General features: G+C 61.8%; 19 protein-coding genes. 11 read left to right on the top strand and 8 right to left on the bottom strand.

Annotated features, from left to right (window positions below; genetic code table 11):
- Positions 1–878: 878 nt before the first annotated feature.
- Together FAZ95_RS07000 and FAZ95_RS06995 are read left to right on the top strand one after the other, a co-directional pair.
- Positions 879–2,123, top strand: a complete 1,245-nt coding sequence (locus FAZ95_RS07000; RefSeq protein WP_137331783.1) for an alkaline phosphatase family protein — start codon at positions 879–881, stop codon at positions 2,121–2,123.
- The gene (locus FAZ95_RS06995; RefSeq protein WP_137331782.1) at positions 2,120–2,365 is read left to right on the top strand and encodes a hypothetical protein; all 246 of its coding nucleotides are present in this window, start codon (positions 2,120–2,122) and stop codon (positions 2,363–2,365) included. The genes FAZ95_RS07000 and FAZ95_RS06995 overlap by 4 nt, the downstream gene beginning before the upstream one ends.
- Before the next feature lie 302 nt (positions 2,366–2,667).
- On the opposite strand, the gene FAZ95_RS06990 is transcribed toward FAZ95_RS06995, so the two are convergent.
- On the bottom strand, positions 2,668–3,600 hold the full coding sequence (locus tag FAZ95_RS06990; protein ID WP_137331781.1) for a LysR family transcriptional regulator: 933 nt from the start codon (positions 3,598–3,600) through the stop codon (positions 2,668–2,670).
- A 194-nt stretch (positions 3,601–3,794) separates the two neighbouring features.
- On the opposite strand from FAZ95_RS06990, the gene FAZ95_RS06985 reads away from it, so the two are divergent.
- From FAZ95_RS06985 to FAZ95_RS06970, 4 genes are all read left to right on the top strand, one after another.
- Positions 3,795–4,568, top strand: coding sequence for a putative hydro-lyase (locus FAZ95_RS06985; protein WP_137331780.1), 774 nt, complete (start codon positions 3,795–3,797; stop codon positions 4,566–4,568).
- A 187-nt stretch (positions 4,569–4,755) separates the two neighbouring features.
- Entirely contained in the window at positions 4,756–6,054 is a 1,299-nt protein-coding gene (locus FAZ95_RS06980) for an MFS transporter (protein ID WP_137331779.1), read from the top strand.
- A gap of 120 nt (positions 6,055–6,174) precedes the next feature.
- Positions 6,175–9,813, top strand: coding sequence for a hydantoinase B/oxoprolinase family protein (locus FAZ95_RS06975; protein ID WP_137331778.1), 3,639 nt, complete (start codon positions 6,175–6,177; stop codon positions 9,811–9,813).
- Between the two features lie 211 nt (positions 9,814–10,024).
- Positions 10,025–11,041, top strand: a complete 1,017-nt coding sequence (locus tag FAZ95_RS06970; RefSeq protein ID WP_137331777.1) for a LirA/MavJ family T4SS effector — start codon at positions 10,025–10,027, stop codon at positions 11,039–11,041.
- On the opposite strand, the gene FAZ95_RS39210 is transcribed toward FAZ95_RS06970, so the two are convergent.
- From FAZ95_RS39210 to FAZ95_RS06955, 4 genes are all read right to left on the bottom strand, one after another.
- Positions 11,034–11,177 carry a hypothetical protein gene (locus tag FAZ95_RS39210; protein WP_175425533.1) on the bottom strand — a complete coding sequence of 48 codons (144 nt, stop codon included), beginning with the start codon at positions 11,175–11,177 and terminating at the stop codon, positions 11,034–11,036. The two genes, FAZ95_RS06970 and FAZ95_RS39210, sit on opposite strands and share 8 nt — an antisense overlap.
- A gap of 490 nt (positions 11,178–11,667) precedes the next feature.
- Positions 11,668–12,525 (bottom strand): enoyl-CoA hydratase/isomerase family protein, encoded by an 858-nt coding sequence (locus FAZ95_RS06965; RefSeq protein ID WP_137331776.1) that lies wholly within the window; start codon positions 12,523–12,525, stop codon positions 11,668–11,670.
- A 194-nt stretch (positions 12,526–12,719) separates the two neighbouring features.
- Positions 12,720–13,166 carry an OsmC family protein gene (locus FAZ95_RS06960; protein WP_137331775.1) on the bottom strand — a complete coding sequence of 149 codons (447 nt, stop codon included), beginning with the start codon at positions 13,164–13,166 and terminating at the stop codon, positions 12,720–12,722.
- A gap of 74 nt (positions 13,167–13,240) precedes the next feature.
- Positions 13,241–13,687: an Ohr family peroxiredoxin gene (locus FAZ95_RS06955; RefSeq protein ID WP_137331774.1), complete on the bottom strand. Its 447-nt coding sequence runs from the start codon at positions 13,685–13,687 to the stop codon at positions 13,241–13,243.
- Between the two features lie 381 nt (positions 13,688–14,068).
- Here FAZ95_RS06955 and FAZ95_RS06950 point away from each other — a divergent pair, with 381 nt between their 5' ends.
- The 4 genes from FAZ95_RS06950 to FAZ95_RS39205 all read left to right on the top strand — a co-directional run bounded on the left by FAZ95_RS06950 (position 14,069) and on the right by FAZ95_RS39205 (position 17,482).
- On the top strand, positions 14,069–14,755 hold the full coding sequence (locus tag FAZ95_RS06950) for an SDR family oxidoreductase (RefSeq protein ID WP_137331773.1): 687 nt from the start codon (positions 14,069–14,071) through the stop codon (positions 14,753–14,755).
- A 400-nt stretch (positions 14,756–15,155) separates the two neighbouring features.
- Positions 15,156–16,409: a molybdopterin-dependent oxidoreductase gene (locus FAZ95_RS06945; RefSeq protein WP_137331772.1), complete on the top strand. Its 1,254-nt coding sequence runs from the start codon at positions 15,156–15,158 to the stop codon at positions 16,407–16,409.
- The gene (locus FAZ95_RS06940) at positions 16,406–16,711 is read left to right on the top strand and encodes a cytochrome c (protein WP_254699829.1); all 306 of its coding nucleotides are present in this window, start codon (positions 16,406–16,408) and stop codon (positions 16,709–16,711) included. The genes FAZ95_RS06945 and FAZ95_RS06940 overlap by 4 nt, the downstream gene beginning before the upstream one ends.
- Positions 16,712–17,314: 603 nt before the next feature.
- Positions 17,315–17,482 carry a hypothetical protein gene (locus FAZ95_RS39205; protein WP_175425532.1) on the top strand — a complete coding sequence of 56 codons (168 nt, stop codon included), beginning with the start codon at positions 17,315–17,317 and terminating at the stop codon, positions 17,480–17,482.
- Between the two features lie 325 nt (positions 17,483–17,807).
- Here the strand turns inward: FAZ95_RS39205 and FAZ95_RS06935 are convergent, their stop codons facing one another.
- A complete protein-coding gene (locus FAZ95_RS06935) occupies positions 17,808–18,227 on the bottom strand; it encodes a hypothetical protein (RefSeq protein WP_137331771.1) in 420 nt (139 codons plus the stop codon).
- Positions 18,228–19,354: 1,127 nt separating this feature from the next.
- Complete coding sequence (locus tag FAZ95_RS06930; protein ID WP_137331770.1) at positions 19,355–21,268, bottom strand: NHL repeat-containing protein; 1,914 nt, start codon at positions 21,266–21,268, stop codon at positions 19,355–19,357.
- Between FAZ95_RS06930 and FAZ95_RS06925 the strand changes: the two genes are divergently transcribed.
- Positions 21,267–21,533, top strand: coding sequence for a hypothetical protein (locus FAZ95_RS06925; RefSeq protein ID WP_137331769.1), 267 nt, complete (start codon positions 21,267–21,269; stop codon positions 21,531–21,533). The two genes, FAZ95_RS06930 and FAZ95_RS06925, sit on opposite strands and share 2 nt — an antisense overlap.
- Positions 21,534–21,829: 296 nt before the next feature.
- On the opposite strand, the gene FAZ95_RS06920 is transcribed toward FAZ95_RS06925, so the two are convergent.
- Positions 21,830–22,138, bottom strand: a complete 309-nt coding sequence (locus FAZ95_RS06920; RefSeq protein ID WP_137331768.1) for an EthD family reductase — start codon at positions 22,136–22,138, stop codon at positions 21,830–21,832.
- Between the last annotated feature and the right edge of the window lie 66 nt (positions 22,139–22,204).

Genomic DNA, 22,204 nt, shown 5'->3' with positions numbered 1-22,204 from the left:
TTGAAAATACGGCCGTCCGCTCCGGGTCGACTTGCGCCGGATGCCGGCCGACGCATGACGACCCAACTCGCCGGTTGCGCATCGGGCCGGGTTCGGCCACGTGGCGTCATTCGTTCGCCGATTGGGGCGGTCGATCAGGTGTCAGCTCTGCGCCACCAAACGGTCGCTTAGTTGCCGATGTCGGGCATTGCGTAATCGGGTAAATCGACCATTTAGTCTAGATGCTACGTACGCCATAGTGCCTGACTGCGCCGCCTCATGCTCAAGAGGTATACGACGTTTGTCGGGGAAAGGATATCTTGAAATTTCGCGCATTCCTTCATACCATCAACGTGAATCAGTCTCATCGACCGATGAGAACATTTCGAGGGACAAACATGGCAACGGGGAAGAGAGCCGCGTCTGACGCGGCGAAGATTCTGCGCAATCCAAAGTCCACGAAAAAGGAGAAGGAGGTCGCGGCTTCGGACCTCGCTCAGCGCAACGGCGCGACAAAGAGCAAATCATAGACAAGCAATTAAGAATCTGCCCGGGTCCAGATGGTGTATCGAACCGAGCGGGCTTTGACAGGCAGTCGAGTAATACCTCAATTGAGCTACCTCGTTAGTTCTTTCAGGCAAACATCCGCCCGCCTTCTGTAGAGTTCGTTGTGATGCAATGGGTACAAATCCACCAGCAAGATAATTGACGGGTATAGCGGCGGAAAAGAGAGGGTGCTTCTACAAAAACACGAATGACGCATCGCTGCGCTAGCACGATTAGGAGACCCGCGATGGAGCCGCCTGCGCGGTGTGCCCAGAATGACACGGTACGTCAACAATGAAGAACCAAGCAGAAAAATAGGTCGATCGTCGAGCGAACAACCGGAGTACGCATTCATGAATGCAAACGCAGCGGCCACAGGCGGCTTGGGCCAGATCATCCAGCATGTATTTGTGCTGATGTTGGAAAACCGGTCCTTCGACCATCTATTCGCGCTGTCGGGTATACCGGGAATCGCTGCCGCCACTAACGGAAACACGAACACCTACAACAACGCTACCTACGCGTTCGGCGACGGCGCACCCGTCCAGATGCCCACCGACCCCGGGCATGAATTTATCGACGTGGTCGAGCAGTTATGCGGCGCGGCCGCGCAGTTCCAGCGAGGCCAGCCCTATCCACCTGTGGACAACTCCGGCTTCGTCTCGAACTACGCGACTACTCGCACCGAGGGTGCCCCACCGGAAAGCGGCGACGTGGGCGACATCATGCGGGGCGTCGACGCCCGTACGCAGTCCCCCGCGTTGTACGAGCTCGCGACGCAGTTCGCGCTGTGCGACGCCTGGCATTCGTCGCTGCCCGGCCCGACCTGGCCGAACCGCTATTTCCTTCACGGCGCGTCGTCGGCCGGGCTCGATCATTCGCCGACCTCGGTGGAGATGTGCAAATGGGAAGAGCTGGACGGCTTCGCCTATCCAAAAGGATCGATTTTCGATGCGCTCGGCAAAGACAACTACCGCCTGTACCAGGACCACCTCGGTGATCCGTTCGGCCGCATACCGCAGGTCGCGTCGATCAAAGGGATAAGCTTCTGCGATGTCGACGATCTGTCGCACTTTGAAGCGGACCTCGCTGCAGGCTACACTGCCCGCTATACGTTCATCGAACCGAACTATGGCGACGTCGTGAACGACACCTACGAGAACGGCAGTTCGCAGCATCCGATGGACAGCCTCGCCGCCGGCGATCAGCTCGTCGCCCGCGTCTACGGCGCGATCCGCAACTCGCCGTTGTGGGACAAGAGCCTGTTCTTAATCCTCTACGACGAGCACGGCGGCTTTTATGACTCGGTCAAGCCCGACAAGGCAATCCCTCCGAACGACGGCGCGGCCTTGACGCTGAACACGAGCGGCTTCGGGTTCGACCTCTATGGCGTGCGTGTTCCCGCGATCGTCGTGTCGCCTTGGGTCGCACGAGGTCAGGTCGATCACACGCCGTACGATCACAGCTCAGTGCTCGCGACCCTTCAACGCCTGTTTGGTCTCCAGCCGCTGACGGATCGCGACAGGAGCGCCAATGACGTGCTGTCGCTGATCACTCAGACCTGCCGCCAGGACTGCCCAGAGAGGATAGGAGCATGACCCCAACGACGCCCGGGCATGAGCGAGACCACGAACCCGTGCCGGATTCCAGCACGCTGATGGGTCTGCTGCACGTCCTGCGCAAGGCCCACATGGAGCTGGTCGGCAACGACGCCGCACGTCAGCGCTTCACTCAGGTATTCACACGTGGCGATGCGAGACAGTACATAGACGAACTGATGCCGCATCTGATGAAGGAGCGCGAGAAGCGGCGGCAGCATCGGCACGGAGTTGGCAAATAAAATCCTGTCGTTGACGAGCGGACAGAGTCGGACGTGAGGCGGAGCTCGGACAAGAACGGCATTGCTCAAACGACACACCAGTGTCTGCTAACAACGCTTCTCCCAGATCGACTTCGCTTGGACGTAAGCACGCTCGAGGCCTTGATCAACCGTCGGCAAAGTTCGAGCAGCCGCCAGCCGAACGATTTCAGCAAACTATTGCATCGACCGGTTGAATCCGCACTTGGAAGCGGCCTTCGAGCGATCGCGACCCCGTATGACCGGAGAGGGTCGGTTTCTGCCGCCCGGTTTCGTGCCGGGAATCACAACGGTTCGACGAGCCGCCGGTCGCTTTTCGCACAGTACTCGTGACATGCGGCGCGCGCGGCCGTTGCCGCCGCGTGGACGTGGCGCGACGCATCGGCGCGCCGCGACATCGACACGACGATCGACGGCGGCGAGGGCTGCAGCGGCAGCTCCACCACCTCTCCGCTCTCGATCAGCGCGTCCACGAACAGTCGCGGAATCGCGGCCACGCCAAAGCCATCGCGCACGAGCTGCACGATCACGGAGATCGAGGGCGATCCCGTGATGCGCGTCTGCGCAACCGGCACGCCGTTGGCGCGCGCGAGCGTCGTAACGATGTCCTCGAGCGCGCGATGCGGGGCAGTGCCCCGTCCGAACGTGAGGATGGGATGCTCGAGCACGCGCTTCGCGAGCCCGCTGCGGCCGTTCGGCACGAGGCCCGCGCGCGCGACCCAGTGCACCGGGTAATTCGCGAGCGCATCGCACACCACGCTCGCCTCGTCGCTGCCCTCCACGCGGATGATCAGATCGAGTTCGCCCGCCATCAGGCGGCGTTGCAGCACCACGCTCACGTCCACGTTCAGGTCGATATCGAGCTGCGGATAGTCGGCGGAGAGCCGCGTCATGTACTGCGCCAGCCAGCTATGCACCACCGTCTCGATCACGCCCAGACGCAGCTTGCCGCGCACCGCACTGTCGCTGGCCGCGGCCGCCTGCAGTTCGCGCGTCGCATCGACCACCGCCTTCGCGTAGCCGAGCAGGTACTCGCCGTTCGGCGTCAGGCGAAACTCACGGCTCTCGCGGTCGATGAGCACCGTGCCCAGTTCGTCTTCCAGCGCCTTCACGCGCTGCGAAATCGCGGCGGGCGTGGCGTGAAGTTCGGTCGCGGTCGTGCGGAAACTGCGCAGCTTGGCGAGCGTGATGAAGGTGTCGAGAAAGCGCGTATTCATGGGGCGAGGAAGCAGACGAGGCACGGCGTCCACACTACAAAATCTTCACAGAATCAGGGAAAACCCGACGCGCCGTTAAGAAATTCTATTCGTCGAGCGCAAGAAAAACTAGTTGGCGTCAAATTTTCGTCTTTTCTATCCTTCGCCCTATCCGCTGACGACAGCTTCGTTTCTCCGCTTTCGAGATCCCTGACATGACGCCCTACGAGTTTCGCCACGCCGTGCGCAACGGCACGTTTCGCGGCCCCACGGCCGGCCATTGCGGCGACTTCGCGCAAGCCAATCTTGCGATCCTGCCCGAAGCGCAGGCGCACGACTTCCTGCGCTTCTGCCATGCGAACCCGAAGGCGTGCCCACTGCTGGGCGTTGGCGAGCCGGGCGACTACCGTATCGACACGCTCGGGCGCGATCTCGACATCCGCACCGACGTGCCCGCCTACAACATCTACCGCGAAGGGCGGCTCGCCGAGCGCGTCGAGTCGCTGAAGGACTTCTGGCAGCGGGACTTCGTCGTGTTCGCGATCGGCTGCTCGTTCTCGTTCGAAGCGATGCTCGCCCGCGAAGGCATTCCCCTGCGCCACGTCGAAGAAGGCTGCAACGTGCCCATGTACCGCACGAACATCGCGAACCGCCGAGCGGGCGTGTTCGGCGGCGAGCTCGTCGTGTCGATGCGGCCCATGCGCGGCGCCGACGCGATCCGCGCCGTGCAGATCACGAGCCGCTATCCCGGCGTGCACGGCGCGCCCGTGCATATCGGCGCGCCCGCCGAGCTCGGCATCGAGAATCTCGAGCATCCCGATTTCGGCGATCCCGTGACGATCCGCGACGGCGAGCTACCCGTGTTCTGGGCCTGCGGCGTGACCCCGCAGACCGCGCTCATGGCAGCTCGCCTGCCGCTCGCCATCGCGCATGCGCCGGGCCACATGCTGATGACGGACATCGCGAACACGTCGCTCGCCGTGTTCTGACCGTCAGCGGCCGTCTTCGTCAGCACGCGGCGCCGCCTCCTGCGGTGCCGCCGCTATCACCCCTTTCGCGGTGCCACACCGCGAACCGAGGATCCGCGCCGCCCGGAGGGGAGCATGCGTCCTCGACGCGACCCCTCCCCGCCTCGTGCGGCGGATTCCTCAAGCGCTTTTCGACAAGGAGCGAAAGATGGACAGCAAGACCGTGGCGGCGCCGGCCGCCGATATCGAGCAGCCCGGCGCCACCGGCATGTTCGCGTGGTACGCAGACACGGGTCCACGCGAGCGTCACGCCTTCTGGAGCTGCAAGGTCGGCTACATGCTCGATGGAATGGACACGCAGATGCTGTCGTTCGTGATTCCGACGCTCGTCGCGACGTGGGGCATCAGTCTCGCGGACGCGGGTTTCATCGGCACGCTCACGCTCCTCACGTCGGCCGCGGGCGGCTGGCTCGCCGGCATCCTGTCCGACCGCATCGGCCGCGTGCGCACGTTGCAGATCACGGTGCTCTGGTTCGCGTTGTTCACGGGCCTTTGCGGGCTCGCGCAGAGCTACGGGCAACTGCTCGCGGCGCGCGCGCTGATGGGCTTCGGCTTCGGCGGCGAATGGACGGCCGGCGCCGTGCTGATCGGCGAAGTGATCCGCGCTCGCGACCGCGGCAAGGCCGTGGGCCTCGTGCAGGCCGGCTGGGCGATCGGTTGGGGCGCCGCCGCGCTGCTGTATGCCTGGCTGTTCTCGGTGCTGCCAGTCTCCCTCGCCTGGCGCGCGCTCTTCATCGTCGGGCTCGTGCCTGCGCTCCTCGTGCTGGCCATTCGCCGCTATGTCAAGGAACCCGAAATTTATCGGCAAGCCAGAGCCGCGCAGAAGGACAACGGCGAACCACCCCGCCTCGTCGAAATTTTCTCGCCGACGCTGTTGTCGACGACGCTGCGCGCCGCGCTGCTCACAACGGGCGCTCAAGGCGGCTACTACGCTATCACGACATGGCTGCCGACCTTCCTCAAGACCGAGCGCCATCTCACGGTGATGGGCACCGGAGGCTATCTCGCGACGATAATCGTGGGCTCGTACGTCGGCTATCTATCGAGCGCCTATCTGACCGACCGCCTGGGCCGCAAACCGAACTTCATCCTGTTCGCGGTGGGCTCGATGGCAATTGCGTTCGCGTACACCTCGCTGAACCTGTCCAATAGCGCGATGCTGTGGCTCGGCTTCCCGCTCGGGTTCTTCGCGTCGGGCATCTTCGCGGGCATGGGCGCGTTCCTCACGGAGCTTTTTCCCACCCGCGTGCGCGGTTCGGGCCAGGGCTTCTGCTACAACTTCGGCCGCGCGATCGGCGCTCTGTTTCCCTTCCTGATCGGCGCACTCGCCAAACAGTACGGTCTCGGCACGAGCATCGGCCTCTTCGCGGTCGCCGCCTACGGCGTGTTGATCGTCGCGGCGCTCACGCTGCCCGAGACCCGCGGCCGCGAGCTCGAGTCCACCTGATCACCTGACCACTCGACCGCGCGGATTGCACAGGGTCGCGCCCCCCGCTTCGTCGCGCGATCCGGCTTTCGCCCTTCCCCGCTGTTGCCGTTCCCTGTCTTCTCATTCGATTCGATCATCATGTCCGAACACCTCTCGCATGCCGACCCCGCAACGCCGCGCTGGCAATTCTGGATCGACCGCGGCGGCACTTTCACCGACATCGTCGCGCGCTGCCCCGACGGCACGCTCACCACGCACAAGCTGCTCTCCGAGAACCCGGAGCAGTACCGCGACGCCGCCGTCGCCGGCATACGCCACCTGCTCGGCCTCGCGCCCGACGAGCCGGTCACGCCGGCCCAGGTCGAGATGGTGAAGATGGGCACCACGGTCGCCACGAATGCGCTGCTCGAGCGCAAGGGCGAGCCCACCGCGCTCGTCACGACACGCGGCTTTCGCGACGTGCTGCGCATCGCGTACCAGAACCGCCCGCGCCTCTTCGATCTCGACATCGTGCTGCCCGAGGCGCTCTACGAGCAGGTCGTCGAAGTCGACGAGCGCGTGAGCGCCCATGGCGAAGTGGTCGAGCCCATCGATCTCGGACGCGCGCAGACCGCGCTCGAGGCGGTCTACGCGAGCGGCATCCGATCGCTCGCAATCGTGCTGATCCACGGCTACCGCTACACCGATCACGAGCGCGCACTCGCGGCGCTCGCGCAGCGCATCGGCTTCACCCAAGTCTCCACGTCGCACGAAGTGTCGCCGCTGATGAAGATGGTGTCGCGCGGCGACACCACCGTCGTGGACGCCTACCTCTCGCCGATCCTGCGCCGCTACGTCGAGCAGGTCGCGGCGGAGATGCCCGGCGTGAACCTGCAGTTCATGCAGAGCAGCGGCGGCCTGACGCGCGCCGACGCCTTCCAGGGCAAGGACGCCATCCTCTCCGGTCCCGCGGGCGGCATCGTCGGTATGGTGCGCGCCACGCAGGCGGCGGGCTTCGATCACGTGATCGGCTTCGACATGGGCGGCACCTCGACCGACGTGTCGCACTACAACGGCGAGTTCGAGCGCGTGTTCGAAACACAGGTGGCCGGCGTGCGCATGCGCGCGCCGATGATGAGCATCCATACCGTCGCGGCCGGCGGCGGCTCCGTGCTGACCTTCGACGGCAGCCGGCTGCGCGTCGGCCCCGAATCGGCCGGCGCCAACCCGGGCCCGGCGTCGTACCGCCGCGGCGGCCCGCTTGCCGTGACCGACTGCAACGTGATGCTCGGCAAGATCCAGCCCGACTACTTCCCGCGCGTGTTCGGCCCGCATGCGGACGCGCCGCTCGATCGCGACACCGTGACCGAGGGCTTTGCGGCGCTGGCCGACGAGATTCACGCGAAAACGGGCCGCCGCCAAACGCCCGAGGCGTTGGCCGAGGGCTTCCTGGAGATCGCGATCGGCAGCATGGCGAACGCCATCAAGAAGATCTCCGTGCAGCGCGGCCACGACGTCTCGCGCTACGTGCTCACGACCTTCGGCGGCGCGGGCGGCCAGCACGCGTGCGGCGTCGCCGACGCGCTCGGCATGACCCGCGTGTTCGCGCATCCGCTGGCAGGCGTGCTCTCCGCCTACGGCATGGGTCTCGCCGACCAGACCGCGATGCGCGAGCGCGCCATCGAGGCGGAACTCGATCCGGCCTCGCTCGCCCGCCTGAACGACGCGCTCGATGCGCTCGCCGACCAGGCGACCGGCGTGCTGCGCGAACAGGGCGTGCCGTCGGCCCGCATCGACACCGTGCGCCGCGTGCACTTGCGCTATCGCGGCACCGATTCGGCGATCGCCGTGCCGGCAGGCAGCCTCGACGCCATGCGGCAGGCGTTCGAGCAGGCCTATCGCCAGCGTTACGCTTTCCTGATGGAAGGCACGCCGCTCATCATCGAGCTTGCGTCGGTCGAGGCGATCGGCCGATCGGATGCGCCCGTCGATGTCGCGCGCGTCGCGGACCGCACGGACGGCGGGCCGCGCGCCGATGCACAGGTGCGCTTCTACTCGGGCGGCCAGTGGCACGATGCGCCGCTCTACGTGCGCGACGCGCTGCTCGCGGGCGACACGCTGGACGGCCCCGCGATCGTCGCGGAGAAGAACGGCACGACCGTGATCGAGCCCGGATGGCGCGGCGAGCTGACCGAAGCGGGCAACCTCGTGCTGACGCGCGTGGTGCCGCTGCCGACGCGCCGCTCGCTGGGCACCGAGGCCGATCCGGTACGGCTCGAGATCTTCAACAACCTGTTCATGTCGATCGCCGAGCAGATGGGGCTGCGGCTGCAGAACACGGCGTACTCCGTGAACATCAAGGAGCGGCTCGACTTCTCGTGCGCGATCTTCGACGCCGACGGCAACCTGATCGCGAACGCGCCGCACATGCCGGTGCACCTCGGGTCGATGGGCGAGAGCATCCGCACTGTGATCGAGCGCAATCACGGCCGGATGCGCGACGGCGACGTGTTCATGCTCAACGACCCCTATCACGGCGGCACGCACCTGCCGGACGTGACGGTCATCACACCCGTGTTCGCCAATGGATCGGCCGAGCCGCTCTTTTACGTGGGCTCGCGCGGCCACCATGCGGACATTGGCGGCATCACGCCGGGTTCGATGCCGCCCGACTCGGCGCATATCGACGAAGAAGGCGTGCTGATCGATAACTGGCAGCTCGTTTCGGGCGGCGTGCTACGCGACCGGGAGACGCGCGCGCTGCTCGCATCGGGCCGCTATCACGCTCGCAACGTCGAGCAGAACATGGCGGACCTGCGCGCCCAGGTCGCCGCGAACCAGAAGGGCGTGGACGAGCTGCGCCGCATGGTCGCGCAGTTCGGCGAGGACGTCGTGCTCGCCTATATGCGGCACGTGCAGGACAACGCGGAGGAAGCCGTGCGGCGCGTGATCGGCGCGCTCGAGGACGGGCACTATCGCTATGCGCTCGACAACGGCGCGGCGATCGAAGTGGCGATCCGCGTCGACGCCGCAGCGCGGCGCGCCGAGATCGACTTCAGCGGCACGTCCGCCCAACTGCCGAACAACTTCAACGCACCGAAGGCCGTGTGCATGGCGGCGGTGCTGTATGTGTTCCGCACGCTCGTCGGCGACGACATTCCGCTTAACGCGGGGTGCCTGAAGCCGCTCACTGTGAGCGTACCGGAAGGATCGATGCTCAATCCCGTGTATCCGGCCGCGGTGGTGTCGGGCAATGTGGAGACGTCGTCGGCCATCACGAACGCGCTCTATGGCGCGCTGGGCCGCGTCGCGGCGAGCCAGGGGACGATGAACAACTTCACGTTCGGCAATGCGCTTTACCAGTACTACGAAACGATTGCCGGGGGCAGCGGCGCCGGACCGGGATACGCGGGCGTGGACGCGGTGCAGACGCACATGACGAACTCACGACTCACCGATCCCGAGGTGCTCGAATGGCGCTATCCGGTGCGGCTCGAATCGCACCGCATCCGCGGCGACTCGGGCGGCGACGGGCGCTGGCGCGGCGGCAACGGCGCGATCCGGCGGATCCGCTTCCTCGAACCGATGACGGCGTCGATCCTCTCGAACAACCGCGTGTATGCGCCGTTCGGCGCAGCGGGCGGATGCGCGGGCGCGCTGGGGCGCAACTACGTCGAGCGGGCCGACGGGTCGATCGCGCCGATCGCGCACGTGGGCGGCGCGCAGATGGCGGCCGGCGACGTGTTCGTGATCGAAACGCCGGGCGGCGGCGGCTACGGGGCGGTCGGCGATTCGTGATCGAGGACTACGGTTATCGCCGCGAGCCGGGCCAGCCCGGCGAGCCGCATCGGGCCCGAGCCAGTTGCTTAGGCACCTGCACGCTTACGGTGTTTTAACGTGGCAGTGCAGGCAACCTTTGGCTCAGTTACCTATACTTGTCTGAGGCTGAATTTCGACTGCACAGCAAGGGTGCTGGATTATTCAATCGCGATAATCAAGGAGAAAACGAATGCCCGGCCACGAAATAATTGAGGAGATGAAATTCCTTCTAACTAAAAAGAAGAAAGACGAACCCAGGGAAATTGTGAAGCAAAAAACGGACGTATTACAAGCGGACTACCGGGACTTCGGAGCAATTTTCGATCTTTTCGAGAGTCAGGATCGATTCAAGGCAGGATTGGCCGTGGTTTCCAAGGCTTTGTGGGACAACTACCGCACGATCACCAACCAGCCCAGTTTGCATCCTCACTCAGCCGATTCACCGCTCGTTCCCGCCCCAGCTCCTGGTAATCTGTTTACGCGATGCATAGGCATGCTCGCGCAACAATACGGATTTAATTTTCAGCATGGGCTTGCCTTGGACACGGATTACAACACAGCGCCTAACAGTGTCACACTCATCGCTAATGATCTGCTTCTCGGCACGTTGGTCAGGACAAAGTTATTTTGGAAAGATGCCATCAGTGCCGATCATGGTGAACATAGTCATAGCCTCCAATGGCTGGTCGCTGCGCAAGTTTTGAACGGTACGACAACGACACCCGTTCCTGACCTGTACGCAAAAACGGTCGACTACATGGTGATGAGCAAGGGCGAAACCTCGACGCGACTCTGGCAACTTCTAGTGGATTGTTTTCCGACTACGGGTGGGACGCGCAAGGAGACTCCGCTGATTACCGATTCATTTCGTTGCCCGCAAAATGTGACTCGCTTTTTACTGGGAGCCGGCAATGACTTCGCTCCAATTGCCGATCATTTTGTTTCCAACTATCTATACAAGAGATATAAAAACAGAAACTGGATGGAAATTAAAAATCAGGGTACGCCAAATGAAAAATTGGATCTGAAGAACATTTTTGTCAATCCACAGGAAAAGTCCGAAGAGGGATGGACTCAAGGCAAAAACAAGGCAAGGCTTACCCGCACACAAGTTATCCCAAAAGATATAGCCGATCGACAAGTCACGGAAGTAAACTATCATGCTACCGCCGGGTTTTTGTATATGAAAGAAAACTCGTTCAATTGATTTGACGCGAATTGACTAGCCCGTAGAGTTGTCGCGGCACCGTGAACCGCGAGCGTCGCCGCACGCTCGCTTCGCGTTTGAGCAGCTGAGCAATATCAACATCATTGCCGATGCGGTTCACCACCGCATCATTCATGCGGGGTGCGGCCGGCTTCGGCCAGCCAGAGACGTCCAACCAGACCTTCGCGCGGACGTTCGAAAGTCCGCTCCAGCCCAAACAGCTGACTTACGCTCGCGATCATGTCGATCACCCTCCCTGCGCCCCCGAAGGGAGGACGGTGTCCATTCCATCTCGGTCGTTGACTGGAGCTTGGATTGTTATTTCAAAAATGCATTGTCGAAATGCCATTGGGGTGCGCCTATTCGCGCCACATAGCGTCGAAAATTCCCCGCCATCTATCGACGAAAGTCACAGGTTTCCGAGCAAATTCGGCGGTGGCCATCAAACGGCGGGGTTGCGCCCGAGTATTCGCAGCTGCAGGACTACCGTTGGAAGCGCTGGACAAACAACACCGCGGCATTTCGGATAGCCGAGACGCCGCCCGCCGCTCGGGGAGCGCTGGGTGGGTGCAAACAGGCTGCGGCGCGCCGCGTCGGCGGGCGCCCCACGAATTGCACGAAGAGGCTCAGCCCTTCGGTGCGCCGGCGAGTGGCGGGTCCGTGTCATCGTCGCCTGCCCGCCCTAGCGTAGGCAGGTACCTGCCGAAGTTCATTTCGAAGTCGCCCGGAACTCCGTAGGCCAGGCTACGGAGCTTGGCGCGGCGCGCCTGCCCACTTGGCGAGGCCAGTGCCGGGAAGAACAGGTCGATGCTCGACTGGAGTTCAGCAGCTGTCGGCGTTCCAAACCGATTGACCTGGGCTTTCGCGGCGCCGAGTGTTTCACGGTCGAATGAGGCCAGACGTCGGGCAAGCGTATCGACAAAGGAATCGAGGTCGTCATCGTCCAGCGTGCGGTTCACCCAGCCATAGCGTTCGGCGACGTCGGCATCGAAGTCGTCGGCGCTGAGGATAATCTCAAGCGCCCGCGAACGGCCGACCAGGCGCGGCAGCCATTCTAGCGCTCCGCCGCCCGGGACCAGGCCGACGCCGACCTCGGGGTTACCAAATAGGGCACCCTGCCTGCTGGCGAAGCGCATGTCGCAGGCCAGCACGAACTCGTTGCCGATGCCGCGCGTGCGCCCGCGAATCTTGGCGATGCTCACGACCGGCGTGGACGAGAGGCGCAGCACGAAGTCGCGCCAAAGGCCCAGCACCTCTGGCCGTTCGGCTGCTTTGGCTACGTCAAGATGGGCGACGAAAAAATCGGGATTCGCCGACTGGAACACGACGACCTTCGCGGACGGGTCCGACTCAAGGTCGGTCAATAGTGCTCCCAATTCGACGATCGTCGCAGGAACAAACATGTTGATCGGCGGGTTGCTAAAGGTGATTGTCCACCGGCCCGGATAGCTGCGGTCGATGTCGAGCTGCGAAGAGTCGGGCATGGTGCTTCTCCTAAGGCGATTGGTAGACCAATGTTGCGTTCAGGGCGATCTCGGGCCCCGGCAGCTTGCACGTCCGCAGACGCTTTCGACGCACGAGCAGGGCAACGATGAGCTTAGTCTTCGTGATGGGAATTCCCTAAAAGATGTTCAATGAAGGGCGCGTGCCCCCAGAGAGAGGCACGTGCCCATGCGGATTACGCCGTGACGATGTTCGTGCCGATCTCGATGTTGCCGCGCACAGACTTCGAGTACGGGCAGATCTGATGGGCCAGGTGCGCGATTTCCTCAACGATTTCCTTTTCCACGCCCGGCACGCGGATGTCGAACTGGGCGCCGAGGAACCATGCGGCACCGGTCTGCCCGATGTTCACCTGAATGTCCACGGAATAGTCGGGCGGCAGCGTGACCTTCTTCAGCTGGGCCGCCATCCCGAACACAGTGGTGTAACAGGCCGACCAGGCACCCGCAAACAACTGCTCGGCTCTCGGGTGCGGCTCGGTGCCGATGTAATCGAGGTTATCAACGCCGGGCGCGGTCAGCTTGAGGTCGTAGACGCCAAACTCGCCGCGCTGGGCATTGGGGTCGCGATTGACCGTGGCGTGGGAGTTGCCTGCGGCGAGGACTTTTTCGATCTTTTCCATGATGGATTCCTACGTTTATGAGGGTATTGAGCGTATTTAAATGTTGCGCGATGTAATCGTGTGCGTTGTTTCGGTTACGCCGTGACGACGTTCAGGCCGACCTCGATGTTGCCGTGCACGGCCTTCGAGTACGGGCAGATCTGATGGGCGCGGTTCGCGATTGCCTCGACGACTTCCGTTGCCAGACCCGGCGCGCGAATGGTGAACTGGGCGCCGAGGCAAAAACCGTTACCGACCGTCCCGATACTTACCTTGATGTCCACGGAATAGTCGGACGGCAGCGTGACCTTCCTCATCGAGGCCGCAATCTCGAACGCGCTGATGTAACAGGCCGACCACGCGCCCGAAAACAATTGTTCAGCTCGCGGGTGCAGCTCGGTGGCAATGAAATCGCGGTTTTCACCGTTGAGCGCTGACAGCTTGAGGTCGAGGACGCCGTGCTCACCGCGCTGGACATCGGGGTCGTGATTGACAGTGGCATTGGAGTTGCCAGAAAAGAGGACTTGATCGATCTTGGTCATGATGGATTCCTGAGTAACTAAGGGGGTCAAACGATGTATATCGCATGCGATGTAATCGCTTGCGTCGAATAATGAAGAAAGACACTCACGATGTCAATCGCAAAAGATTTAATCGCATGCGTGCTTTGATAGTTGACACTATGTTTTTCATAGCAATAGCCTACGCATAGCGTATGAGATGCGTGAGACGACACGAATCGTCCGGCTAAAGCAGTCCGGCGCCGACTGCGCGACGCGATCAACTGGTGCACAGGAAGAGCGGCGCAACGGTTCAGTACGCGGGTGTGCGACTGCTGTCTTGTTTCCATCGGATCTCACGCGTACGGCACGCCGGCGCGCATGCGATTCATCATGCGAAAGGAAAGATTATGAAAATCGAAGGTGTTCGTGACGGGCGCGAATCGCGGGCTTGGCCTCGAGTTCACGAAACAGGTGCTCGATAGAGGGGCGCGGAGGGTTTATGCCGGGGCTCGCGATCCGGCGAACGTGCCGCTGCCAGGCGTCGTCGTGCCCGTGAAGCTCGACGTGACTGATCCGGCGGCCGTGGCCACAGCAGCCGACGCGGCGCGCGACGTCACGCTGCTGATCAACATTGCGGGCATTGCGCGGTTCGGCAGCTTGCTTGACGATGGCGCGCTCGACGCGTTGCGCGATCACTTCGAAATCAACGTGTTCGGGCTGCTGGCGACGCCGCGGGCGTTCGCGGGGACTCTCGCCGCCAACCGCGGCGGCGCGATCCTGAACGTGCTGTCCGTTGCGAGCTGGGTGAACCGGCCAATTCTGTCGGGCTATGGCGTGTCGAAGTTGGCCATGTGGGCGCTGACCAACGGCCTGCGCCAATCGCTGCGAGAGCAGCGCACGCAGGTCGTCGGGCTACATGCCGGCCTTATCGATACGGATCTGACGCGCGGACTGGAAGTTCCGAAGGCGACGCCGGCGGACGACGTGTGGCAGGCGTTCGACGCGATCGAAGCCGGCGCGGAGGAAGTGTCCACTGACGAATTCACTCGGCAGGTGAAGGCTGGGCTGTCGGCGGGGATCTATCTGAACGACGCGGCGCCTCGCTGATGGCGCCAGAGCGGTCGCGTCGCGCGCACTCGCACGCGACGGGCAAGCCTGCGGGTCAGGCGGCGGTTACGTCAAGGCTCGAACCGGCGGCCTGCCGATCGACTCAAAGAAGTGACCGACCGCAATGCACCCGGAAGCTGCCAATCGGGGGGCACGTGGCCCACCGTCCGTTCAGGGTCGATTACGGAAGGTCAGCAGGCAGAAGGGGCGGCGCCCACCACCTCGCTGATGGACTTCCGAGATCGGCCATGAGCGGTCCTCCCCTCCTGCTCACAACCGGACGTCCATCTGTCCGTTCCAGCCGGACAACGGACACCATCCACCCAAACGGGGTCAACCCTAGTTCGCCTCTGCATCAGCGCGAAGTAAGCTCCAGCTACCGGCCTGCGGAGCGCGTTCTATGAAAAAATCCGTTAACAGTGGATTGCGCCGCAGACTGCTGTTCGGCGCTGCCGGAGCGGGCTCCCTTGCGGCCCTGAAACCGCTGCGGATTTTGGCCGCCGAAGTGGGCAGCTCGGCTGCATCCGGTTTCGCCGAGATTCCCGCCGGTGCGCTTGCCGAACAGCATCTTTACGCGCTGCCGGGCAAGGTGCCGCTGATCAAGAAGACTTATCGACCGCCCAACTTCGAGACGCCAATCGAGTATTTCCGCACGCCGATTACACCAAACAACGCTTTTTTCGTGCGCTATCACCTGGCCGGGATTGCGCAGGTGCGAGCCGCCGATTGGAGGCTCAGCGTCGGCGGCGAAAGTGCCGGACGCGAGCTCGAATTCACGCTGGATCAACTCAAGAAGGATTTCGAGCCGGCCGAGATTACAGCGGTGTGCCAGTGCTCGGGCAACCGCCGCGGCCTGTTCGAGCCGCACGTTGCCGGTGTCCAGTGGGGCGTGGGCGCGATGGGCAATGCGGTCTGGCGCGGCGTGCGCCTGAAGGACATCCTCGCGAAGGTAGGCGTGCAGAGCGATGCACTCGAGGTGGTGTTCGGACCAGCAGACCATGCCGTTATCGAGAAGACGCCCCCCTTCGTCAAATCTCTACCGGTGGAAGTTGCGCTCGACGAGAACACCCTGATCGCGTTCGAGATGAACGGCAAGCCCCTGCCGCACTTGAACGGCTTTCCCGCGCGCCTCGTCGTGCCGGGCTGGACGGGTACCTACTGGGTCAAACAATTGATCAGCGTCAGGTTGGTGTCCAAGCCCGAGCAGAACTTCTGGATGAGCACCGCGTACCGACTGCCGCGCGGCAAGTTCAAGACGCCGAGTTTCAAATCGCAGGTGACGGGTGCGAGTGAGCCGATCACCACCATGGTAGTGAACTCGCTCATTACTTCGTTGATGAGCGGGCAGCAAATTCCGCACGGCAAGCCGATCGAAGTGAAAGGCATTGCCTGGGATGGCGGTGCAGGCATCGACAGCGTCGAGGTGTCGATCGATTTTGGCGCGAGCTGGCAGCGAGCAAAACTTGGCCGCGATCTTGGCCGTTTTTCGTTCCGCGAATTCACGCTCGTCGTGCCGGCGCGCGAGCGCGGTTCGATGGTGGTGATGGCGCGCGCCACCAGCCGCTCCGGGGAAACACAGGTCGAGCGACTCATTCACAATCCCGCAGGCTATCACCACAACGTGATCCAGCGCTTGTACGTGGAGGTGGTATGAGCACGCTCACGAGAATGGTTGCCACCGCATTGTCCCTCGTGCTCGTTCTTGTCGATGCCGCAACGGCGCAGGAATCGGAGGTCGTGCTGAAAGAAGGACCAGGCAAAGACAAGGCGATGCAGTGTGCCACCTGTCACAGCCTCGACTATATCCCGATGAACTCGCCCTTTCTGAACAAGGCCGGATGGGGCACGTCAGTCGCCAAGATGATCAACGTATTTGGTGCGCCGATTCCTCAAGAAGACGTGGAGATCATCGTGAACTACCTCGCTCAGAACTACGGCAAATCCACCGACAAGTAGACCGCGATATCGACCATCGATAGGCACAAGCGCTAACAGGTGACGCCGAGGAAAAGCCATTGCCCGATGAAGGGTATGGGCTCTGCTTCCGGCTCGATTTCGTGGTCGTTCCACCCCGAGCATCCGATACGGCCGAACGCTTGCCGGCCGGCGTGACCGCGCAAGTGCCGCTTTGCTGCCGGAAGCGGTCGTTGCGGCGGCCCGAGTTAAGCCGTCCTACCCGACCTATCCGTGTCGGCAGCCTGCTCGACGAAGTCTAGCTCCAGCGGCGTTACCTGAGGAGGGACCATGTCAAATGATGCGAATAAAATCGTCGCGCTTCTCAATGAGAGGCGCCGCGAATGCTTAGTCCGAGCTCGCGCCTACGAACTTTGGCTTCGCTTTCTGACGCCAATTCGGTGGATGACCGTCATATCAGGCGTAGCACTGCCTGCCATCGCCGGTTTTACGCTGCTTCGGGGTCACGATGTATTTGGCATACCTTGGGAACACATAAGCGCTGTTCTATCGTTCGTGGCTTCCATGATCGCTGCGCTTCACACTGCATTGCATTGCGAGCCACACCAAACCGAATGTCGCCGTCTCCGGTGGCGATACGCTGTCATGGCAGACGAGTTCGGTTTGGCGCTGGTAGCGGACGAGAAAACGCTACCAAAGAAACAGGCCGATCTGACAACTCGCCTTTCGGATCTCAAGCTCCACTCAACAGAAGAGCCGCCGGGGTGGATCTTAGAAAAAGCGCAACGGGAAGTGCCGCCGCTACGTGGGTGATCAATTGCACTCGCACTAGCGAACAACATTGCGGCAAACAGATCGACCGTACACCCGGCACAACGAATAGATAGAAGAAGATCTGTTAGAAATCAGTCGAAGACCTTGCAGAGTACGGACGCCGATCAAGGCCTCATCGAGACCCGGGCGCTCATAGGGCGCACGGTGCGCCGCCGGCGAGGAGAAGGTCGCGACCATCGCAGGTTGCGCACAGTCGCGTAGATAGAACCTAGCGGTCAAAAAAAGGCGAGCCCGACGACTCGCCCTGAACAGCACGATCCGGCTGTATGACTGACGGGCCGGTATGTGCCGAAGACCGATGACGTTATTGCGTCTTGATCGTTGCATCGGCCTTTGCGCCATCGACCTTGACCGGCGCGGTGTCGGCTTCTTTGCCTGCGTCGGTCTTGGCCTTGTCCGCGCCTGCTTCGACAGCGCTCGTCTTCTTGTTGACCTTGTGGGCCGTAGCCTTTTCAGCGTGCTTGCCCGTTGCCACCACCGACGTCTTCTTCGCGTGCATCTTCGCGGTCGCCTTGTCGGTGTCGGTCGCAGCGCCGGCTTCCTGTGCCGATACGTCGGTCTTAGCGTCGGTCTTCGCCGCGCCGGTTTGCACTTCGGTGCTGGCCTTGAGGTTGGCCTGGGCGGCTTGAGTTGAAGTGGCCGACGCCGCTGCCGGTGCAGCAGTTTGTGCGAAAGCCGTCGAAACCAGCAGGGCCGAAGCGAGAGCAGCGAAAATCGTCTTCATGTTTGACTCCTTGTGTGGCGACTGAGAAAGTTCAGCGCTGCCCGTTTAACGCGGGCTGGATGACGGGAGTTGACGCTGCTCTGGTGACAAACCGTAATCGATGTGAGCAAAAGAAAACGTACAACGTGCACGAGGGAGACGCCTCTATTGCACCTTAAGGCCATTCGGGCGCAGATCGGGCCGGTGACGGCCTTGGGGATGTGCAGGTGGGCGGCGGCGCGGCTGTGCGAACGGTCGGCCTGAATTGAGATCCGGGCCGTGGCGGGCATGCTGGCTTGTGGGTGATGCCGTGACATGCGCGAGCTCGGCGACGGCTCACAACGGTTGTATTAGTGGTCGCGTCTCTGCTTACCTGACGTGACCGACCGAACGCGAGTAGTATGGGTACCGTGAGCAGTGCTTGATATGGGAGGTCGGATGCCGGTTGCGATGTTCGTAGACGACAACGGGCACGTCCGAGACGAGGAGTACCGCTCGGGCCCTCGAGCATTCGAAACTCGTGACGCTGCGCTGTCAGAAGCGCAGCGGATCGTCGATGACTTCCTAGCCGAAGTGCATGAACCAGGCATGACGGCGAGCGAGCTGTTGTGGCAATACAGGGAGCTCGGACCGGATCGGTGGATCGTTCCTGACGATGATGACCCGACGCTCGTCCTTTATCAGCTTGGGATATCGCTCGCGGGCGGTGCATGCAAATCTGCGGAATACACAAAAATGACCAATCGTGACGAACAGGCGTCGTATGGGTCAGCGAAGACAGCCGCTCGGGCGCTAAGCACGCGGTTTTCCGCAAACGGCGCCCGTTTGCCCTTGCGCGCCCTGTTTCGTCTCCTGCCGGCGGCTACATCGCGATCATCGCGCCGCAGTCCACAGCCCCCCGTCTGCGGACTATTTGCGAACTGAGGCGCGGCGCCAACGCGTGGCAGGCGGTAGCCGGCCAGTTTCTGCCGTTCGAACAAATGTCGCGACGGTCCGCTTGCAACCCGACATGTGACGGACGCGATTCCACCGCGAGTTTCACCGTTCATCGGTCAACGAGCCATTGGCAGCGCACCGCTGTCTGCGCGCTGGGGTTTGCCAGATTGCTAATCTGAGGCCGGGGGAGTAAGCGAGACCGGCACAGGTGATCAGGGAGTCCAACGATAAACAACGATGCTGGAGCCGTTGTAGTTGTCCTTCGTGACCACGTACTCCCCGGTCGTTCGAAGGTACGATCTAAGACCGTACATCGAATCCACGTCGTTGCCGACGTACACGGTATCGGGTCTGCTATTGATTAACGTGGTGTCCAGGCTGCCTGTGGTGAGATTGAAGGCGTCGATGTTGGGCACGGTGTGTACATATCCGACGAAGAGATAGTTGCCGGCCGCCGTGATCGACTTGGGATTGGCACTGGTGATGTTGATCACTGGATTAGGCGCGGTGGTGTTGCCCGCCAGCCAGCCGTGATACACCTCGACCCTCGTTCCGATCGACGTCCAGTCTATGCTCCCGACAATGCCTTGTGCCAGGATCATCGTGTCGCTTTCGGGTAGGTAGATGATCCGCGTCAATGGCGTGATGGTGCCCGGAATGGGAGTTGAAATTCCTGCTCCCCATGTCGGCGTGCCGTCGGCAGCAAAGCCGGTCAGCGGGTAGTGCCAGATGGCGCCCGTCCTGTCCAAACCGGCCCAGACATCCCCCTTGCTGTCGAGGCAGAAGCCATTCCTGATTCTTGCGGTCGTATTGAACGCTGTACCCGGAATCGTCGCGTCCGGTATCGCGATGTAGCCATTCGCAGCGTTGAAGTGGAAGAAGTAGAAGATGTCGGGATTCTGGCCGGCCGCCACGAGAATCCGGTTTGCGCCGACGGTGGCGAGTTGACCGAAGTGCTCACCGCGTCCCCGGTCGTTGATGTTGATTCGTGGATCGGATGGATAGGCTATTGGATCGACGGTGTTCGCGACGAACGTTCCTCCAGCGGTGCCAGTGTAGATGTTGGTGCCTCCATAGAAAAAGGCGCCGTCTGTACCCGGATCCGGAGCGGCGATCCCCTCGAAGTTGAGGGACTGAAGCGTCCATTGCAACGTACCTGAAGCACTGTAGGAGTGAATGTCCGTGCCGGCAGCGCGACCAAGATCCCATGTTCCGCCCCACGGGTTATTGAGCACGTACAGATTGCCAAGGGAGTCTTTGCCAATGCCAGCGACGCGGGTGAAACGCTTGACGCCTATCTCACCTTTGATACCGGTCGTAGTGTCGAGATAGCCGCCCTGAATACCAAACGTGCCGACTAACGAGGGGGTGTGTGAGACATTGTAGATCTTGATGTTCATGTCGGGACCTGAGTCACCGATCATGAGGTTACTGGTAGTTGGGTCGAAATACAGCGACGAAGGCCGGGAGGTAGGGGCTAGGCCGATAGTGGACAGGAGGGTGCCGGTCGGGCTGAATCCGAGGACTGTTCCTGCGCTCTTCTGCGCAACCCAGATTTTGCCGAAGCGGTCTATAGCGAGCGCACCAGGGCCTGAGACCGTGATATCTCGCACCCAGGTTCCATTGGTTTTGTAGACGCGCACACGGTTTCCGGGAAAGTCACTCACGTAGAAAAACTGACCCCACGTTGCAAGTCCGGTCACCACGTCCGCATGTCGTTCAGTCGTATCCGCGCTGACGTTGATCAGCAGATCGCGAGCCTTACTCGTTCGATTGTATCGTCCGACCGCGCCACTGCCGAAGGTTTTATCGAACTGAAGCGCAACGAAAAGATCAATAGAATTGCCTGTGATCGCACTACCCTGAAATTCGTCATGAGCGCCGATCGAACCGATGCTCTGCCCATTCTGGTATATCGCAACTCCACCTTCGTTTTCATCCCACAGGGACGAGGTATAGATGACCCCTTCAGGCGCAACCCACATGGACCGGGCAGCATTGCCCACGTGAGTTGCGTTAGTCCCAAACGTATTCGCTATCCAATCAGTCGTGTACTGCCCCTGACATTCTGGCGCAATCGTACCGCTCAGCACTGCCGCAAGAAATGCGGCAAGGATTCGTTTCATGACTTACCCCAATTTGCAACACGTGCAACGGCCGCGATCAGGAGACCGGATGGCTTTTTTACTGAGGCGGCTGGCAAGCGAAGGGATGCGGTCTGGCGCAAATGAAATCGGCCGGTCGCGTACAGGCCGGCGCGTTCCGCGCCGGTTTTTTCAGTCGATTGACGTGCTTCTGAAAAATAGTGCTCTGGGCGCGAAACCCGAAGACGAAACCGAGCAGAAGTGTGCGATAGCGCGCCTTTACATTTTTATGGCGCTGTCACATTAGCGGGCTCTGCCGCACCTGGTCATTCGGATCAACTAACGACCGTTCCACCTTTGGACGCCGCCGTTGAGATCGGCTGGGCTGAAGGGCCGAAGTGGGTCGCCTGGTGCCAGTCGACAGCGGGTCGTTGCCGCGTCGTCGGTGGTATCTCCCGGCTGGTTCTTGTTCGGCGTCAGCGACGGCAAGGCGGATTCGGCCGCCGCAATGCATGGCAGGAGCCCAGCCGAATAGCGACTAGCTATTCGGTGCTAAACGCATTGGCTGACGTTGACGTATGCAACCGAGACACTGGCCAGTGTTCAAACGTCTTTGGTGTCGAATACGAGAAGCTCGACACCGGCCTGTGCGAAATTGGCTAGATCGCTTGCTGTCGCTCGACCTTCAGGTGAATTGAGTGCCTGTTGCAGGGAATCCATCGAAGCAAAGCTCAGGATCGCTGCGAGGTAATACGGGGAGTCGCCTTGCGGGGTCGCTACCGGCCCAGCACTAACTTCATAGCGCTGAAGCCCGGATATCGTCTTGGCAAGAGGCACATGATTCGAGAAGTAGTGCGCGTCGAATGCGTCCGGGTTTGACGGCGTCTTGTAAAGTGCGACGAGCTTTGCCATGGCCATGTCTCCTTGAGCACCCGGCGAGATCGGTGCATGACTGAATGAGCGTCCGAGGAAGACCTT

The organism is Trinickia violacea (assembly GCF_005280735.1).
GTDB lineage: Bacteria > Pseudomonadota > Gammaproteobacteria > Burkholderiales > Burkholderiaceae > Trinickia_A > Trinickia_A violacea.
The sequence above is the reverse complement of the archived record's forward strand: the minus strand, read 5'-3'. Positions and strand labels throughout refer to the sequence as shown.

Excerpts from the sequence above, each read along its gene's own strand:
- FAZ95_RS06965 (WP_137331776.1), bottom strand. The coding sequence starts at position 12,525 with ATGCCCGACTCTTCGCAGCTCGACATCGACCGCAGCTATCCGGGCCGG.
- FAZ95_RS06990 (WP_137331781.1), bottom strand. The coding sequence starts at position 3,600 with ATGAATACGCGCTTTCTCGACACCTTCATCACGCTCGCCAAGCTGCGC.
- FAZ95_RS06940 (WP_254699829.1), top strand. The coding sequence starts at position 16,406 with ATGAGCACGCTCACGAGAATGGTTGCCACCGCATTGTCCCTCGTGCTC.
- FAZ95_RS06930 (WP_137331770.1), bottom strand. The coding sequence starts at position 21,268 with ATGAAACGAATCCTTGCCGCATTTCTTGCGGCAGTGCTGAGCGGTACG.
- FAZ95_RS06920 (WP_137331768.1), bottom strand. The coding sequence starts at position 22,138 with ATGGCAAAGCTCGTCGCACTTTACAAGACGCCGTCAAACCCGGACGCA.
- FAZ95_RS06970 (WP_137331777.1), top strand. The coding sequence starts at position 10,025 with ATGCCCGGCCACGAAATAATTGAGGAGATGAAATTCCTTCTAACTAAA.
- FAZ95_RS06995 (WP_137331782.1), top strand. The coding sequence starts at position 2,120 with ATGACCCCAACGACGCCCGGGCATGAGCGAGACCACGAACCCGTGCCG.
- FAZ95_RS06985 (WP_137331780.1), top strand. The coding sequence starts at position 3,795 with ATGACGCCCTACGAGTTTCGCCACGCCGTGCGCAACGGCACGTTTCGC.
- FAZ95_RS06935 (WP_137331771.1), bottom strand. The coding sequence starts at position 18,227 with ATGAAGACGATTTTCGCTGCTCTCGCTTCGGCCCTGCTGGTTTCGACG.
- FAZ95_RS06955 (WP_137331774.1), bottom strand. The coding sequence starts at position 13,687 with ATGACCAAGATCGATCAAGTCCTCTTTTCTGGCAACTCCAATGCCACT.
- FAZ95_RS39205 (WP_175425532.1), top strand. The coding sequence starts at position 17,315 with ATGGCAGACGAGTTCGGTTTGGCGCTGGTAGCGGACGAGAAAACGCTA.
- FAZ95_RS39210 (WP_175425533.1), bottom strand. The coding sequence starts at position 11,177 with ATGAATGATGCGGTGGTGAACCGCATCGGCAATGATGTTGATATTGCT.
- FAZ95_RS06975 (WP_137331778.1), top strand. The coding sequence starts at position 6,175 with ATGTCCGAACACCTCTCGCATGCCGACCCCGCAACGCCGCGCTGGCAA.
- FAZ95_RS06960 (WP_137331775.1), bottom strand. The coding sequence starts at position 13,166 with ATGGAAAAGATCGAAAAAGTCCTCGCCGCAGGCAACTCCCACGCCACG.
- FAZ95_RS06945 (WP_137331772.1), top strand. The coding sequence starts at position 15,156 with ATGAAAAAATCCGTTAACAGTGGATTGCGCCGCAGACTGCTGTTCGGC.
- FAZ95_RS06925 (WP_137331769.1), top strand. The coding sequence starts at position 21,267 with ATGACTTACCCCAATTTGCAACACGTGCAACGGCCGCGATCAGGAGAC.
- FAZ95_RS07000 (WP_137331783.1), top strand. The coding sequence starts at position 879 with ATGAATGCAAACGCAGCGGCCACAGGCGGCTTGGGCCAGATCATCCAG.
- FAZ95_RS06980 (WP_137331779.1), top strand. The coding sequence starts at position 4,756 with ATGGACAGCAAGACCGTGGCGGCGCCGGCCGCCGATATCGAGCAGCCC.